The organism is Fibrobacter sp. UWS1 (assembly GCF_002300445.1).
Classification (GTDB): domain Bacteria; phylum Fibrobacterota; class Fibrobacteria; order Fibrobacterales; family Fibrobacteraceae; genus Hallerella; species Hallerella intestinalis.
In genome coordinates this window covers 2,201,660-2,218,511 of record NZ_NSGW01000001.1, presented here as the reverse complement: position 1 = coordinate 2,218,511, position 16,852 = coordinate 2,201,660, and the positions used below count along the sequence as shown (strand labels likewise).

The following is a 16,852-nucleotide window of genomic DNA, read 5'->3' as shown; positions in this document are numbered from 1 at the left end:
CGACAAAAGTCGCTATCCATAAATCACGTCTTCCAAAACCAGACCTTGCGGCGGCGCCATCGTGCGTTCGCCCTTGAAATTTTCCGCAAAAATTTCCTGAACGCTTCCTTTGGGATAACGCCCACGCCCCACATCGAAAAGCGTTCCCACCATGGCGCGCACCTGCCTGTGCAAAAAACGATTGCCTTGGATATGCCACTGCGAAATGTAATCGTTCACGCGGACAAGTTCAAAACGCGTCAAATTGCAAACGGTACTTTTGCCGTCATGCCGAGGAATGCAAAATCGGATAAAATCGTGTTCCCCCAAAAAAGATTCCGCTTCCTTTTCCATCAGGGCATAGTCCACAGGCAAATGCCCGATTTCCCAGCCAAAATCGCGGAGAAGCGCCACGGGCCGAGTGAAAAGCGTGTAAACATAATAGCGCGAAATTGCATCATACCGAGAATGGAATTGAGAATCGCACATTTCCAAATCTCGGATTTTAACGTTCCCTCGCCCCAGCCCATTGATGGATCTCGTCAATTTTTGGCAATCGATTTTTCCATCAAAATCAAAATGCACCATCTGCCCGCGAGCATGAACGCCCGTATCGGTGCGTCCCGCCGCCACCAAATCAATCGGAGAACGAAGAGCCGTACGAAAAGCCTCTTCCAATGCCGACTGCACCGTGACGAATTTTGTTTTGCCGTGTTCGTTCTGTTCCTGCCAGCCAAAATAGGCACTGCCCAAGTATTCGCAGCGGAATCGGTAGCGCATTTCTATTCTCCGGTTTCCCGCTTGATGCGAATCACCGTTTCAACCTGCTCTTCGGAAAGCTGCGTGCGGCGAGCGATTTCAGAAGGCGTCAGTCCTCGCCGATTGAGTTGCAAAACTTTTTCTTTGTCCGCGCGTTCCCGATCAAAGCGGGTCATTTCCAAAGGATTTGGTTTGGGAATCGCTTCCGTCTGCAAAGTATTATGGCTTTGCGCTTTGATTTTATTCACCTTGTCCGGATCTCGATGGACGCCCTTCGGATTGGAAAGTCTCGACAAAGTATCAGAAAGGGACTGCACCGCTTTCGTAATGCGTTCTTTAGCGGTCGGGCGCAATGCGGGAATTTTGACTTCGCCATCCGCATTTTCAAATTCCACATTTTCCCCGATAGGAAGCGAGGCATTTAAAGCAACATCCGGATTTTCTTTTACATCATCTATAATGGAACGGCGATGTACCCGAGTCCTATCAACGAATGTCGGATCGTCCAAGCCGCCCTTAGGCGTTTTAAATCGATTTTCCGCTCGAATTTTTTCCAACTGGCGAGTGATTTCTTCTTGTCGATTTCGCAAAAAAAGGAACACGCCGCAAGCGATGAGTAAAAGTAGAATAAGCCCGCCGAGAATATACAAGAAAATGTTTGAAGTAGAACTTTCCTTTTTCACAGGCGCAGAAACAGTTTGGGTGACCGGTGCTTCCACGGATTTCGAAGAAGATTCCAAATCGCGCATCGCGATAAGCACTCCCCAAAGAGAATCCCGCCGTGCAATAGCGGCCTCTTTAGAATCGGAATCCGCAGAAAAAACAGTCATATCGGCTAAATCAATTTCTTCTCGCAAGTGCAAATAGCGCGCTCCATCCATCTTGGGCTGAAACGGATCGGCCTTTAAAAAAGCAAATAGGACCACAGCGAGCACAAAAAGAACCGCAGGAACGATAAATTTTTTCATAACAAAAATTTACCAAAAAAACGCTAAAAGCAAAAAACGAATCTTCGATTTTTTCTTGATTTTGCGAATAAAAAATCAATCAAAATTCGCAAAAGAATTTTCAATGCAAAAAGTCCTCGGTCGCCCGAAGACTTTCAAACGCAAAATTTTGCAAAGCCCTATCTTTTATTTTCCAATACCAATTTCCTGCATTCGGCAAAGAATGGGTTGGAATCATGCGGGCCCGGCGCCGCCTCTGGATGAAATTGCACAGCAATCATCGGCACTTTCTTGGAACGAAAACCTTCTATGGATTGATCGTTCAAATTGACATGCGTCACTTCCAGAATTTCCGAGTCGATGGAATTTTCCAGAACCGCAAAATTGTGATTCTGCGAAGTCACCATCACACGCCCCGTATCCAAAAATTTCACCGGGTGGTTTCCGCCGTGATGTCCAAATTTGAGACGCCCCGTTTGCGCGCCATTCGCCAAACCCAAAATCTGATGACCAAGGCAAATGCCCATCACCGGAACCTTGCCAAGAATCGCTTTCGCATTCTGAACAGCATCCCGAACTCCAGCAGGATCGCCCGGGCCATTCGAAAAGAATACGGCGTCCGGCTTCATGGCAAGCACATCGTTCGCCGCCGTATAAGCAGGAACAACTGTTACCCGAAATCCTTGCATTCGCAAATTTCGTAGGATATTCTTTTTTATGCCGAAATCATACGCCACCAGTTTTAAATCCGCCGGAGGCAATTCTTTGGGCATTCCAAAATCCGAAGCGAAGTCGTCCGAAAATTCATACGGTTTTTTGCACGTCACCGATTCGACCATATCGATTCCATCAAGGCCATTCCAGGCTTTTGCTTTGGCAACGCCTTCTTCTGGAGTCACTTTTCCCGAAGTGCAAATAAATCCTTTAACCGTTCCTTTTTCTCGCAGCAAAAGTGTCAGAGCGCGAGTGTCAATTCCCGCCAACGCAGGAATACCAAAACGCTTCAACGCATTGACTAGACTTTCTTCGGAACGCCAGTTGGAGTCCGCATTGATTTGCTGAACCAAAAGTCCCGCAGCCTGAAATTTTTCGCTTTCCATGTCCGCAGAATTTACGCCGACATTGCCGATTTCCGTCTCGGTCAGCGTCACAAATTGCCCCGCATAAGATGGATCGGAAAGAATTTCTTCATATCCCGAAAGCGAAGTATTGAATACAACTTCACCAAAGGAATCTACAGGCGCTCCCATCGAATAGCCGTAAAAAATGCTGCCATCGGCAAGAGCAAGAAAAGCCTTGCGTTCGCGTTGAATTTTCCATTTTTCTTGTAATGTCATAGAAGCAGTTCCTTATTAAACATTGACTTTCGGAGCATGACGCTGATATTCCTGAATCGAACAGACTTCAACGCCAAATTTGCCATCTCCCGATTCACCTTTCATGTCTTCTAGACCTTCGACGGTGGCACGGAGCGCATCAATTGTCGTCGTAATGGGAATTCCGCGAAGAATGCAGGTGGAACGAATTTTTGCTTCGTCCTTTGCCGCTTTAGCTCCCGGCGTCGGCGTATTCACAATCCACGCTAAATCTTTTTCATCGATTAAGTCCAAAACATTCGGGCGTCCATCCGATATGCGGAACACGCCATGCGTTTTGATTCCGTGATTGCGAAGAACCGTGCTGGTTCCACGTGTTGAAAAAATTTCAAACCCGAGTTTCACCAATCGTTTTGCAAACGGCACGACCGTTTCTTGATCCGCATCTTTTACGCTCAAGAAGATATTTCCTTTCATCGGCACAAAATTTCCTGCACCGACTTGACTCTTGATATAAGCCATGGAATGTCTGGAATCCAGGCCCATCACTTCGCCCGTCGATTTCATTTCGGGAGAAAGAATCACATCGACTCCCGGGAAGCGCGCAAAGGGGAAAACCGCTTCTTTTACCGCAAAATATTTGGGTGTAAAAAGTTTTGTGTATCCCAAGTCCTTCAATTTTTTCCCGGCCATCACCAAAGATGCGAGTTTGGCAAAAGGAATTCCGGTCGCTTTGGAAACAAAGGGAACAGTGCGACTGGCGCGAGGATTCACTTCAATCACATAAATGTCGTCGCCATGCACTGCAAACTGAACGTTCATCAAGCCGACAACATGAAGTTCTTTTGCAAAAGCAATCGCCAACTTCCGAAGGCGTTCCTGAATTTCTTTGGAGAACGTCGGAGGCGGAATCGTGCACGCCGAATCCCCGGAATGGATTCCCGCCAATTCGATATGTTCCATGATGCCGCAAATTTCCGACGTTTCGCCGTCCGAAATGCAATCCACATCGCATTCCGTCGCCTGTTCCAAAAAATGATCCACCAAAATGGGGCGATCCGGAGAGACTTCGAGCGCTTCCTCTTCCATATATTTGCGGAGGGCTGCTTCGTCGTGAACGATGCACATCGCACGCCCGCCCAACACGAAACTCGGACGTGCAAGAACCGGATAGCCGATTTTCTGAGCAATAGCGACCGCTTCATCTGCCGTTTGCGCCATTCCCGAAGGCGGCTGCAACACCTGCAACTTGTTCACGATTTCGCCAAAAAGTTTCCGGTCTTCGGCAGCGTCAATCATCGCAGGCGAAGTTCCGATAATATGCACGCCGTTTTCTTCTAGCTGATTCGCCAAATTCAGCGGTGTCTGCCCACCGAATTGCACAATGGCTCCGTCGCATTTTTCATGGCGATAAACATTCAGCACATCTTCCAAAGTGAGCGGTTCAAAATACAGTTTGTCCGACGTGTCGTAATCGGTAGAAACCGTTTCCGGATTCGAGTTCACCATGACCGTTTCAAAACCCGCTTTACGAAGCGCAAAAGAAGCGTGAACGCAGCAGTAGTCGAATTCGATGCCCTGACCAATGCGATTCGGACCGCCGCCCAGAATCATGATTTTTTTCTTTTGCGAAGCCTTTTCTCCTGGACGGAGACCGGTTCCATCGCCCAGCTGACCTTCCGTCGGATTGGCAAAATGGTTGTCATTGTGACGGTAAGTCGAATAAAGGTACGGCGTGTAGGACTGGAACTCCGCGGCGCAAGTATCTACCTGAGCAAAGGAGGGAACAACTCCAATGGATTCCCGCGCTTCTCGCACCTGCATTTCTTTTGTCTGCAATATCCATGCGATCTGGCGATCCGAAAAACCGAGTTCCTTCGCCTGAAGAAAGAGAGCCGGTTCCTTGACAAGTCCTTCGAGAGTCTTGGCCGAACGGATTTCATCTTCAAAAAGGGAAATCTCTTCGAGTTCGCGCAAAAACCACTTGTCTATTTTGCAAATGCCGTGAATTTTATCCACGCTCCATTGACGGCGGAACGCCGCCCGCACAAAGAATATTCTGTCTGCGGAAGGACGAGCGATTTCCGCTGCCAGTTCCTCGTCAGAAACCGATTCAAAACGGGAATCCTTACCATCGGCACCATAGCCCGCCCGCCCCGTCTCCAAAGAGCGCATCGCTTTTTGGAAGGACTGTTTGAATGTGCGTCCAATCGCCATCACTTCGCCGACGGACTTCATCTGCGTCCCCAGTTTCGTATCGGCACCGTTGAACTTTTCAAAAGCGAATCGCGGCACCTTTGTGACGATGTAGTCAATCGAAGGTTCAAAGCAAGCAGGCGTCACTTTCGTGATGTCGTTCAAAATTTCATCTAAAGTATAACCCACCGCAAGCTTGGCCGCAAATTTCGCAATCGGGAATCCCGTCGCCTTGGAAGCTAGAGCCGAAGAGCGGGACACGCGCGGATTCATTTCAATGACAACAATGCGACCGTTCTGCGGGTTGAGCGCAAACTGCACATTCGATCCACCGGTGTCAATGCCGATTTCTCGCATTACCGCAATCGCCGCATCACGGAGTTTCTGGTATTCGCGGTCAGTGAGAGTCAAAGCCGGAGCAACCGTAATGGAGTCGCCCGTATGCACACCCATCGGATCCAAATTTTCAATGGAGCAGACGATGACGCAGTTGTCCTTATGGTCGCGCATCACTTCCAGTTCAAATTCTTTCCAGCCTTCAATGGACTCTTCAATCAAGACTTCCGAAGTCGGGCTGTAATAAAGCCCCCGCTGCACTATCGTATCGAACTCTTCTTCGCTATGCGCGATGCCGCCGCCAGTGCCACCCAAGGTAAATCCAGGGCGAATCACTACGGGCCAACAATCCAATTTTTTCTGGGCTTCATGCGCCTCTTCCAGCGAATGTACCGAAACGCTTCTCGGCATATCGAGGCCAATTCTTTCCATCGCTTCCTTGAAAAGTTCCCGGTCTTCCGCCTTGTTGATGACATCGGGGCGCGCTCCAATCATCTCTACATTATAACGGGAAAGGACGCCCTTTTTGTGCAACTTCATCGCCAAATTCAAAGCGGTCTGGCCACCAAGGGTGGGAAGCAGCGCATCGGGTCGTTCACGACGAATAATTTCCGTCAGCGCCTGAGCTGTCAAAGGTTCAATATAAGTGCGATCTGCGAAATCCGGATCCGTCATAATGGTCGCCGGATTTGAATTGACTAGAACGACTTCGTAACCTTCGGCTTTCAGCGATTTGCACGCCTGCACGCCGGAGTAGTCAAATTCGCAGGCCTGGCCGATTACAATCGGGCCCGAACCGATAAGCATGATTTTTTTGATGTCTTCACGTTTTGGCATAATACCTTCACTTAAGCTAAATCGGCGTAATTTTAGAAACATCCAGCGGCAAAGAAAAGGGGAATTTTTTATCTTTTTTCGCAATAAAAAAAGGACGTCCTGTCCTAGTAGGAATCTTTTTTCCAACCCAAGTCAAAACTTCCCCAAAAGCGACATTTTCGTAAAATTCGCCAACCTTCTTCTACATTTTTGTCGAATGTTTTTTTTCTCTATTTTTCATCTCCTAGAAAATCAGCAGGCATTTCTCGGCGAATTACACACAAACGAAATTTTGAATTATTCCGGTTAATGCGGCTTATTCGCCCGCAATTTTCCCTTCAAAAACGCCATCTACGTCCATTTTGCCCGATTTCTAACTAAATTTTATACCATGAACTGGAAATTCTATATCATTTGGCTTATCGCATACCTCTCCGGCGTCATTTTCGTTTACCTTCTCCCCGAAAATTCGCTATCCACCGCCCTCCGCTTCGCCTTCCTTGGCGTTTGGGGCTCTGTTCTCGGCGCTTTATTCAACATGGTGAATAGCAAAAGTCAAAATGCCAAAGCGACTGACACTTTTGAAACGGCTTTGAACAAAAAACAGCCAGAAACCACTCTTATTCCTGTTGTCAGCGGAAAAGAAATAAACAACGATACTCCTGCGTTCCCCAAAAGTTACGCCGAAGAAAATTCGACTCCAAATCTTCCCCAGCCGACAATCGATTTTCCCAGCACTGAATGGATAGATTTCAACAGCAACCTACTGCGCAACCGCCCATTCCCCGAAGTCATCCACAAACTTAACGACGTTCTTCCTAAAATTTTCAAAAACGCTTCTGGCGTTCTTTACATGTACAGCAATACGCAAACGGAATTGCACCAGATTTTTGCCTTCGGTCCAAACACCATTAGCGATCCCTTGATCGTTCCTGCGGAATGCGCGAGCTTTGACAGCGCAAAAATCGTCGTCGCCGATTATTCGGATCCGCAACACGTAAACGGCTGTATGCATCTACACCATCGTCCACAGGGCTATTCTTTCTGCGCCCCCATCGAAGGACTCGAAGAACACTTCGGCATTTTGACCATCCAGGTCGATGAACTCCCTCCAGGAGAAAGCGTTGAATCCTGGAAAACAAAAATCTCCATGGTTGTCACCGCTTTTGGCCTGTTCGTCGCCAACCAGAATCTGCAAGTCCGCTTCAAAACGCAAAGCTTACGAGATCAACTGACAGGACTTGTAAACAAGCGCTATATGGAAGAGGCTCTAACACGCGCCGTCAGCGAAGCGCGCAGGCACGGAACTCCTATCGGCATGATTATGCTCCACCCGGATAATTTTGAAAGCATGAAAAATGAAAGAGGCTTGCATGTTGTAGAACAAATGCTGTGGGAACTCGCCCAAAGACTTCCGCGCTACATTAGAACCGAAGACATCCCCTGCCGCTTTTCCGAAGACGTCCTTTGCATTCTGTTACCCGGTGCCGACAAAATCCGCACGCAAAAACGCGCTGAAAAAATCCGCCACGAAATAGAAAACCTGCAAATCTCTTATGGGAATTTGCTTTTGCAAACAACGCTCAGTCTCGGCGTTTCTACTTTCCCGGAAAACGCAAGCGATGCGAACGGTTTAATCGCCTCTGCGGAACATGCGATGCACGAAGCGGACGCTCTTGGCCAAAATCGCGTGTGCGTTTCCCAATCGGCACCAGAAAAAAATTAGCCTTGAAAAAAAAATCCTAAAAACTCTGCGCAAAGCAGAGTTTTTTTATTTGGAATTTATATACAATCCTCCATCAAATACCAGCAATTATTTTTTCAAAGATCGAACGTTTTTTTCGCAAGGGGAACTCGGTTATCGGTTTTCAGTTTCAACTTCCAATCAATCACTGAGCACGCTTCGACTAGTTCGACAAGCTCACCAACCACTAACCGATCAAATCAAGTGGAATTTTGCATATAAGCCCTTTTTATTTTCTACGAATTATAATTTTTAACTATAACTAGACATCAAAAGATAGTATTGGACAATTACAAAAATCTCTGCTAAATTCTTGTCAAAAGAACAGGATTTTCTTTCAAAGAAGATTCTTTCACAAGAACCAACTATTTCAAAGAGGTTTATCATGACAAATCAAAATTCCAACAAGAAGTATCGTTTTGAAACTCTCCAGCTCCATGTCGGGCAAGAGCAAGCCGACCCGGCGACAGACAGCCGCGCAGTCCCTATTTACGCAACAACGTCTTACGTTTTTCACAATGCGCAACACGCCGCAGACCGTTTCGGTCTTCGCGATGCCGGCAATATCTACGGACGACTAACCAATTCCACACAAGAGGTTTTTGAAAAAAGAATCGCTGCATTGGAAGGCGGAAGTGCCGCTCTAGCTGTTGCAAGCGGAGCCGCAGCCATCACATACGCTATCGAAGCACTCGCCCAATCCGGCGACCATGTCGTCGCCCAAAAGACAATCTACGGCGGGACTTACAATCTGCTCAAGCACACCTTAAAGCCCTTCGGCATTGAAACGACTTTTGTAGATACGCACAACTTAACCGAAGTGAAATCCGCCATTCGCCCGAACTCCAAAATTCTTTATATCGAAACCCTCGGGAACCCCAACGCAGACGTTTCCGATATCGACGCTTTGATAGAGCTCGCGCACAAATACGGATTGGCCGTCGTCGTTGACAATACATTCGGAACACCCTATCTCTTCCGCCCGATTGAACACGGCGCAGATGTCGTCGTCCATTCGGCGACCAAATTTATCGGCGGGCATGGCACGACTTTGGGAGGAGTCATCGTCGAATCGGGGAAAACCAACTGGAAATCCGGAAAATTCCCCGCACTGGGAGAGCCGAACGCCAGCTACCACGGCATCCGTTTTGCAGAAGCCGTCCCCAACGCCGCTCTTGTCACTTACATTCGGGCGATTCTTTTGCGGGATCAGGGAGCAACGATATCCCCGTTCGCCGCCTGGGCACTCATCCAAGGGACAGAAACTCTTTCCCTGCGCATCGAACGCCATGTGGAAAACACAAACAAAGTGGTCGCCTTTTTGTCGAAGCATCCGAAAGTCGTCTCGGTAAACCACCCCAGTCTGCCCACACATCCCGACCACAAAAATTTCGTCAAATACTTCCCCAAGGGCGGAGCATCCATTTTCACCTTTGAAATCAAAGGAGGGAAAGAAGCCGCTTGGAAATTCATCGACAGTCTGCAAATTTTCAGTTTGCTCGCCAACGTAGCCGACGTCAAAAGCCTGGTTATCCATCCTGCGACCACAACCCATTCCGAGCTTTCCGAAGAGGAACTGGCCGAGCAGCATATTACCCCAAGTACTGTCCGGCTTTCCATTGGCACCGAAAACATCGAAGACATTCTGGAAGACCTTGCACAAGCATTCAACGCAGTGAAATAAAATCACTTCACAATTACTTCAACAGGAGGCGGATTTTCGTCGCTAACGCGACTTAGGTTTGTAGTTTAACTTGCGTATAAATATACTCTAAAGGGGTCATAAAGTCAAGCCTTTTTCGAGGCCTGTTGTTCAGTTTATCCTGTATCCAGCGAACTTTCCGGGGAGAGATTCCCTTGAACGACTCCTTCTTGGGAAGATATTGGCGTATTAGACCGTTCATGTTCTCGTTGGCACCGCGCTCCCAGGAGTGGTACGGGTTCGCAAAGTAGTAATCCGCCTTCATAGCTTTCGCTATTTCTGCGTGACAGGCGAACTCCTTCCCGTTGTCCGAAGTGATTGTGAGAATCTTGACTTCGAACGTTTTCTCAAAGTCCTTCAGCGCCCTCACAAGCGTTCTCTTCAGGTCTTTCGCGTTCTTCGTCGGAAGATACCTTATCAGGCTGTAATTCGTCATCCTGTCGTTGATCGTGAGCAGGTTCGCGTCATGGTCCGCGCTGTTTATCAGGTCTATCTCGATGTCGCCTACGCGTGATTTCTCGTCCACGATTGCCGGACGTTCCTCGATGGGCACGCGGCCTACAATCTGGCCTCTCTTGTCCTTCTTCTCCCCGCGCTTACGGTATGGTTTCTTGCCGTGCCGCAAGTGCTTCTTCAGGTCCTCGTCCTTGTTCACATGCCTGTATATCGTGGCGACGCTAGGGACACCCATCCCATCGAGTTTCGCGCGTCCGTTCACCTGTTCGGGAGAGTAGTCTTCCTTGATTTTCCCGTCCACGATTTTCCAGTCGTCCTCGTCGTAGTCGTAATGCAGGTGACTTGTCGCGGCAAGGAGGTCTGCCCGTTCCTGCGACTTGACCGGGTCGTAATGCTGGCGGCCGCCGCCCCTGTTTAGTTCCCTGTAGATTGTGGATTTGTGGACCTTCAGCTGCAAGGCTATGTTTTTCGGGGGGATCTTTGCCGCATTGAGCGCTCGTATTTCGTATCTTTGTGCTTGGTTGAGACTCACCGCCATGTCCTTTTTTGGTAGAATCGGCAAGGTAGAAAAGTTTCGGCCAGGTTCCCCAGGGGCTAGCCCTAGGGAACTTTTTTTCTTCCCGATTCAACCTATATCAGTCGCATTGACGGTGAAAATTCGCGGGAGAAAAAAATGAAAGTCGAAAAGATCACCGATTTAATTGGCAACACGCCGCTGGTCCGCATCAACAAGCTGAACGACAGCGAAGCCGTCGTCTATGCCAAAGTGGAGTCCTTCAACCCGCTTTCCAGCGTCAAGGACCGCGTCGCCTTGAACATGGTCGAATCCGCCGAGAAGGATGGGAAGCTCCGGAAAGGCTCCGTGATCATCGAGCCGACCAGCGGAAACACAGGCGTGGGCCTCGCCTACGTCGCCGCCGTCAAGGGCTACCGCGTCATCCTGACCATGCCCGAGACCATGAGCGTCGAACGCCGAAAGCTCCTTGCCGCGCTGGGCGCGGAACTTGTACTCACCGACGGCAAGGCGGGCATGAAGGGGGCCATCGAGAAGGCGAACGAAATCGCCGCCCAGACCCCGGGTTCGTTCATCCCGCAGCAATTTGAAAACCCCGCCAACCCGGAGGCGCACATCCAGACAACGGGCCCGGAAATTTGGAAGGACACCGAGGGCAAAGTCGATATCTTCGTCTCTGCCGCGGGCACGGGCGGAACCGTCACCGGCGTGGGCACCTTCCTCAAGAGCAAAAATCCAAAGGTGCAGATCGTCGCCGTCGAGCCGGACACTTCTGCGGTGCTTTCCGGGAAGCCAGCCGGTCCGCACAAGATCCAGGGAATCGGAGCGGGATTCGTTCCCAAGATCTACAATCCCGAAGTCGTCGATGAAATCTACCTGACGAACGACGTGAAAGCCGGGAATATCGCCCGCCGTGCGGCCAAAGAAGAAGGGCTCTTGGTGGGCATCTCGTCCGGAGCCGCTTTGGAAGCCGCCCTCACGATCGCCAAGCGTCCCGAGAACAAGGGCAAGACGATTGTAGCACTTTTCCCGGACACCGGCGAACGCTACCTTTCCACTTGGCTTTTTGAATCTCAAGAATAAAGACTTAAAGCGTCTCATCATTGGCGATTTCTAAAAAGCCATTTTCAAAATTTTGCTTGCGAATCGGTCGTTGAACTTGTCAAAATTTCCTCGCTATGGCAGTTCTCACCGATCGCAAAGCAATGCGCAAAATTATCAACTGTCGGAACTCGATTCGTGACAGCCCGGCCCCATTTTTCAATTCAAATCCATTTTTACAGGCGGTCATTTTTTATATTTCGCTTTGATCCATAACGATGGAGATTCAAAATGGTTTACGATTATAAACGCGTCCTGACGATTCAGGATATTTCATGCGTCGGACAATGCTCGCTGACCGTAGCTTTGCCCATTATTTCTGCTTGCGGCATCGAAACAGCGGTTTTACCTTCGGCCGTACTTTCCACACATACAGGCGGATTCAGCGGTTATACTTTTCGAGATTTGACGGACGATCTTCCCAAAATTCTGGAACATTGGAAAAAAGAAAATCTTCGTTTTAACGCCTTTTATACGGGATATTTAGGAAGCGCAAAACAAATCGAATATGTACGAGATATTTTGCATTCCGTGCGCAAAGAAGGAAGCGTAAACATCGTGGACCCGGCCATGGCCGACAACGGAAAACTGTATCCGGGATTTGACGCGGCATTCGTCGAAGCGATGAAGCCTTTAATTGCCGACGCGGACTTTGTGCTACCCAACATTACCGAAGCGGCACTTCTCACAGGAATCGATTATCGCGAGTCCTATAACGAAGAATATGTGAAAGCACTTTCCGAAGGCCTTGTGCAGCTCGGAGCCAAAACCGTCGTCCTTACCGGAGTCGGTTACAATCCGCAAACCACGGGCGTTTCCGTTTATGAAAACGGACAAATTTCCTATTACCCGCACCGCAAAATCGCAGGCGGCTGCCACGGCACGGGAGATGTCTATGCCTCTGCTTTTGTCGGCGCATTTCTCCGTGGAAATTCCGCATTCCTGTCGGCAAAAATCGCCGCAGACTACACGGTCGCTTGCATTGAAAATACTATTGGCGATAAATCGCACTGGTATGGCGTCAAATTTGAAACCGCTTTGCCGGAACTTGTCCGCAAACTCAATCCCTAGTCGGCATTTCATTCAAATTTTCAGAAACGCATTTTTTAATGTGCTTTTTTATAAATCATTTTTCAAAAACGTTCGATAAAATTTCCGATTTTCCCATTCGGATCTTGCCAGATTCTTTTGTATTCAAAGTCCGATAAATAATACTCGCCTCCATCATTTCATTCATACAAATCGCATTTTACTATATTTTGCGCCGAAAAACATTTATCGCAGGAAAAGGATTCCATTATGTCCAATCTAAACGAAGAAGCTCTTGCCTACCATGCCAACGGCAAACCCGGAAAGATCGAAGTCGTTCCGACCAAGCCGCACAGCACCCAGACCGATTTGGGACTCGCTTACACTCCCGGCGTCGCCGTACCGTGCCTTGAAATTGAAAAAGACAACAACAAAGCATACGATTACACCACCAAAGGCAATCTTGTCGCCGTCATTTCCAACGGCACAGCCGTTCTAGGACTCGGAGACATCGGAGCGGTCGCCGGAAAGCCCGTTATGGAAGGAAAGGGACTGCTCTTTAAAATCTACGCCGGCGTGGACGTGTTCGACATCGAAGTCAATGAAAAAGACCCGAAGAAATTTATCGAAATCGTCAAAGGCATCGCCCCGACTTTTGGCGGCATCAATCTGGAAGACATCAAAGCTCCGGAATGTTTTGAAATTGAAGACGGATTAAAAGCCGCCTTGGACATTCCCGTGATGCACGACGACCAGCACGGAACGGCAATCATCAGCAGCGCGGCCCTTGTCAACGCTCTCGACATTGCCGGAAAGGACATCGATAAAATCAAGCTCGTCGTAAACGGCGCAGGAGCCGCAGCCATCGCCTGCACCAAGCTTTATCTGTCTCTGGGCGTGAAAAAAGAAAACGTCGTCATGGTGGACAGCAAAGGCGTCATCAGCAAATCCCGCAAGAACCTGACACCGCAAAAGGAATTTTTCGCAACGGATCGCGAAGATGTTGCAACCCTTGCCGAAGCGATGAAAGGCGCCGACGTTTTCCTCGGCCTCTCTAAACCGAACATTCTGACCACTGAAATGATTCAATCCATGGCAAAGAACCCCATCGTGTTCGCCTTGGCGAATCCTGTTCCTGAAGTTTCTTACGAAGTCGCCATGAATTCCCGCGAAGACATCATCTTTGCCACGGGACGCAGCGACTACCCGAACCAGGTGAACAACGTCATCGGATTCCCGTATATTTTCCGCGGGGCTTTGGACGTTCGCGCCAGCGCCATCAACGAGCACATGAAACATGCCGCAGTCCGCGCGATTGCCGACCTCGCCCGCAAACCCGTCCCCGAAGTCGTGAACATCGCCTACAATTCCGAACGTTTCAGCTTTGGCCGCAACTACATCATCCCCAAGCCGATGGATCCGCGGCTGCTCACGGACGTTTCGATTGCCGTCGCCAAAGCCGCCATCGAAAGCGGAGTCGCCCGCAAAACCATTACCGACTGGGATGCCTACGCCGACAGTCTGCGCGACATGATGGGCTACGACAACAAGCTCATTCGCGGATTTGAAAACATGGCTCGCAGCAATCCGAAACGCGTCGTGTTCGCTGAAGGCGCAAGCGTCAATATGATCCGCGCGGCCATCCAAGCCAAAGCCGAAGGCATTGCTTTCCCGATTCTGCTGGGGAACCCGGAACGCATCCGCGAAAACGCCGAAAAGGAAAAACTGGACATTTCCGGAATTGACATCGTGAACCCGCGTTCCGCTGACGAAGCCGAACGTCGCCTGCAATTTGCCAGAATCTACGCCAATGAAAACGGACGAAACGGAGTCACCATCGAAAAAGCTCGCGACGACATGTTTGAACGCAATCATTTTGGCATGATGATGGTCAAGGTCGGCGATGCGGACGCCCTGATTTCCGGATCCAACTCCCGCTATTCCACGACCATTGAACTGGCCAAGGAATTGATAGGAATCCGCGACGACTACAAACATTTTGGCGCGCTCCACATTTTGAGCACCAAAAAGGGAACGTTCTTCCTTGCCGATACGCTGGTGAACCGCGACCCCGACACAGAAACCCTCGTGGATATTACGAAGCTCACCCACGACGCCGTTCGCTTCTTTGCGCACGAACCCGTGATGGCTTTGCTCAGCTACGAAAACTTCGGTGCGGACAAAGGCACCAACGGTTCCGCCAGTTCCGTTCGGGATGCCGTGAAAATCCTCCACGAAAAATATCCGAATTACGCCGTCGATGGAGAAATGCAGGCAAGTGTCGCGTTGAACAAGGAGCTTCGCGACAACAAGTATCCGTTCAACACGCTGAAAGGCAAGGACGTGAACACTCTCATTTTCCCGTGCCTTTCTTCGGCAAACATCACTTGCAAAATGCTCTTGGAAATGGGAGTTGGCGAATCCATTGGGCCCGTTCAGATGGGACTCAAAAAGCCCGTGCACTTTACCGATGCCGACGCTTCCGTCCACGACATTTTCAATTTGACCGTCGCAGCCGTTATCGATGCGATTGTGCAAGAAAAGAAGGACGCCGCAAAATAATTTTGCAATTTCTCCTTGGAAAAGAACCGTCCGCTAGGGCGGTTCTTTTTTTGTTGGCGAAGCCTGAAATTTTCTCTGACACTCACAGCGAACCTCTGCCAACGATTTTCTAAAATGCGTTAGGGATTGCCGTCGCTTGCGATTCGGAGAATGCCGCGCATTCTCTGAACGGAAAATCCGGCGGTGAATGCAATGAACGGAAAGCCGGATTTATACCGCAAAAGCCCGTTAAAACGCCCAGATATTTTTCCGCAAAAAGATAATGGAATACGCGAATTTTCACCGTCAATGCGACTGATATAGGTTGAATCGGGAAGAAAAAAAGTTCCCTAGGGCTAGCCCCTGGGGAACCTGGCCGAAACTTTTCTACCTTGCCGATTCTACCAAAAAAGGACATGGCGGTGAGTCTCAACCAAGCACAAAGATACGAAATACGAGCGCTCAATGCGGCAAAGATCCCCCCGAAAAACATAGCCTTGCAGCTGAAGGTCCACAAATCCACAATCTACAGGGAACTAAACAGGGGCGGCGGCCGCCAGCATTACGACCCGGTCAAGTCGCAGGAACGGGCAGACCTCCTTGCCGCGACAAGTCACCTGCATTACGACTACGACGAGGACGACTGGAAAATCGTGGACGGGAAAATCAAGGAAGACTACTCTCCCGAACAGGTGAACGGACGCGCGAAACTCGATGGGATGGGTGTCCCTAGCGTCGCCACGATATACAGGCATGTGAACAAGGACGAGGACCTGAAGAAGCACTTGCGGCACGGCAAGAAACCATACCGTAAGCGCGGGGAGAAGAAGGACAAGAGAGGCCAGATTGTAGGCCGCGTGCCCATCGAGGAACGTCCGGCAATCGTGGACGAGAAATCACGCGTAGGCGACATCGAGATAGACCTGATAAACAGCGCGGACCATGACGCGAACCTGCTCACGATCAACGACAGGATGACGAATTACAGCCTGATAAGGTATCTTCCGACGAAGAACGCGAAAGACCTGAAGAGAACGCTTGTGAGGGCGCTGAAGGACTTTGAGAAAACGTTCGAAGTCAAGATTCTCACAATCACTTCGGACAACGGGAAGGAGTTCGCCTGTCACGCAGAAATAGCGAAAGCTATGAAGGCGGATTACTACTTTGCGAACCCGTACCACTCCTGGGAGCGCGGTGCCAACGAGAACATGAACGGTCTAATACGCCAATATCTTCCCAAGAAGGAGTCGTTCAAGGGAATCTCTCCCCGGAAAGTTCGCTGGATACAGGATAAACTGAACAACAGGCCTCGAAAAAGGCTTGACTTTATGACCCCTTTAGAGTATATTTATACGCAAGTTATAACTACAAACCTAAGTCGCGTTAGCGACGAAAATCCGCCATATATTTTTTGAA

At 49.4% G+C, this 16,852-nt stretch carries 11 protein-coding genes; 6 read left to right on the top strand and 5 right to left on the bottom strand.

Annotated features, from left to right (window positions below; all coding sequences use genetic code 11):
- Window positions 1-12: 12 nt before the first annotated feature.
- The 4 genes from truA to carB form a co-directional block, all read right to left on the bottom strand.
- Window positions 13-759 (bottom strand): tRNA pseudouridine(38-40) synthase TruA, encoded by a 747-nt coding sequence (gene truA / locus BGX14_RS09770; RefSeq protein ID WP_073306120.1) that lies wholly within the window; start codon window positions 757-759, stop codon window positions 13-15.
- Between the two features lie 2 nt (window positions 760-761).
- Window positions 762-1,706 (bottom strand): hypothetical protein, encoded by a 945-nt coding sequence (locus tag BGX14_RS09765; protein WP_095879732.1) that lies wholly within the window; start codon window positions 1,704-1,706, stop codon window positions 762-764.
- A gap of 158 nt (window positions 1,707-1,864) precedes the next feature.
- Window positions 1,865-3,022, bottom strand: coding sequence for a glutamine-hydrolyzing carbamoyl-phosphate synthase small subunit (gene carA, locus BGX14_RS09760; protein WP_095879731.1), 1,158 nt, complete (start codon window positions 3,020-3,022; stop codon window positions 1,865-1,867).
- 15 nt (window positions 3,023-3,037) lie between these two features.
- On the bottom strand, window positions 3,038-6,370 hold the full coding sequence (carB, locus tag BGX14_RS09755) for a carbamoyl-phosphate synthase large subunit (RefSeq protein ID WP_095879730.1): 3,333 nt from the start codon (window positions 6,368-6,370) through the stop codon (window positions 3,038-3,040).
- Between the two features lie 370 nt (window positions 6,371-6,740).
- On the opposite strand from carB, the gene BGX14_RS09750 reads away from it, so the two are divergent.
- Both BGX14_RS09750 and BGX14_RS09745 read left to right on the top strand, forming a co-directional pair.
- A complete protein-coding gene (locus BGX14_RS09750) occupies window positions 6,741-8,075 on the top strand; it encodes a GGDEF domain-containing protein (protein WP_073306124.1) in 1,335 nt (444 codons plus the stop codon).
- A 403-nt stretch (window positions 8,076-8,478) separates the two neighbouring features.
- Window positions 8,479-9,777, top strand: a complete 1,299-nt coding sequence (locus tag BGX14_RS09745; protein WP_073306125.1) for an O-acetylhomoserine aminocarboxypropyltransferase/cysteine synthase family protein — start codon at window positions 8,479-8,481, stop codon at window positions 9,775-9,777.
- Window positions 9,778-9,829: 52 nt separating this feature from the next.
- On the opposite strand, the gene BGX14_RS09740 is transcribed toward BGX14_RS09745, so the two are convergent.
- Window positions 9,830-10,789 (bottom strand): IS30 family transposase, encoded by a 960-nt coding sequence (locus BGX14_RS09740; protein WP_095878741.1) that lies wholly within the window; start codon window positions 10,787-10,789, stop codon window positions 9,830-9,832.
- Between the two features lie 135 nt (window positions 10,790-10,924).
- Here BGX14_RS09740 and cysK point away from each other — a divergent pair, with 135 nt between their 5' ends.
- From cysK to BGX14_RS09715, 4 genes are all read left to right on the top strand, one after another.
- Entirely contained in the window at window positions 10,925-11,848 is a 924-nt protein-coding gene (gene cysK / locus BGX14_RS09735) for a cysteine synthase A (protein ID WP_095879729.1), read from the top strand.
- A 249-nt stretch (window positions 11,849-12,097) separates the two neighbouring features.
- On the top strand, window positions 12,098-12,937 hold the full coding sequence (locus tag BGX14_RS09730) for a pyridoxamine kinase (RefSeq protein WP_095879728.1): 840 nt from the start codon (window positions 12,098-12,100) through the stop codon (window positions 12,935-12,937).
- 228 nt (window positions 12,938-13,165) lie between these two features.
- Window positions 13,166-15,457, top strand: coding sequence for an NADP-dependent malic enzyme (locus BGX14_RS09725; protein WP_073304068.1), 2,292 nt, complete (start codon window positions 13,166-13,168; stop codon window positions 15,455-15,457).
- 395 nt (window positions 15,458-15,852) lie between these two features.
- On the top strand, window positions 15,853-16,851 hold the full coding sequence (locus tag BGX14_RS09715) for an IS30 family transposase (protein WP_095879726.1): 999 nt from the start codon (window positions 15,853-15,855) through the stop codon (window positions 16,849-16,851).
- Window position 16,852 lies beyond the last annotated feature (1 nt).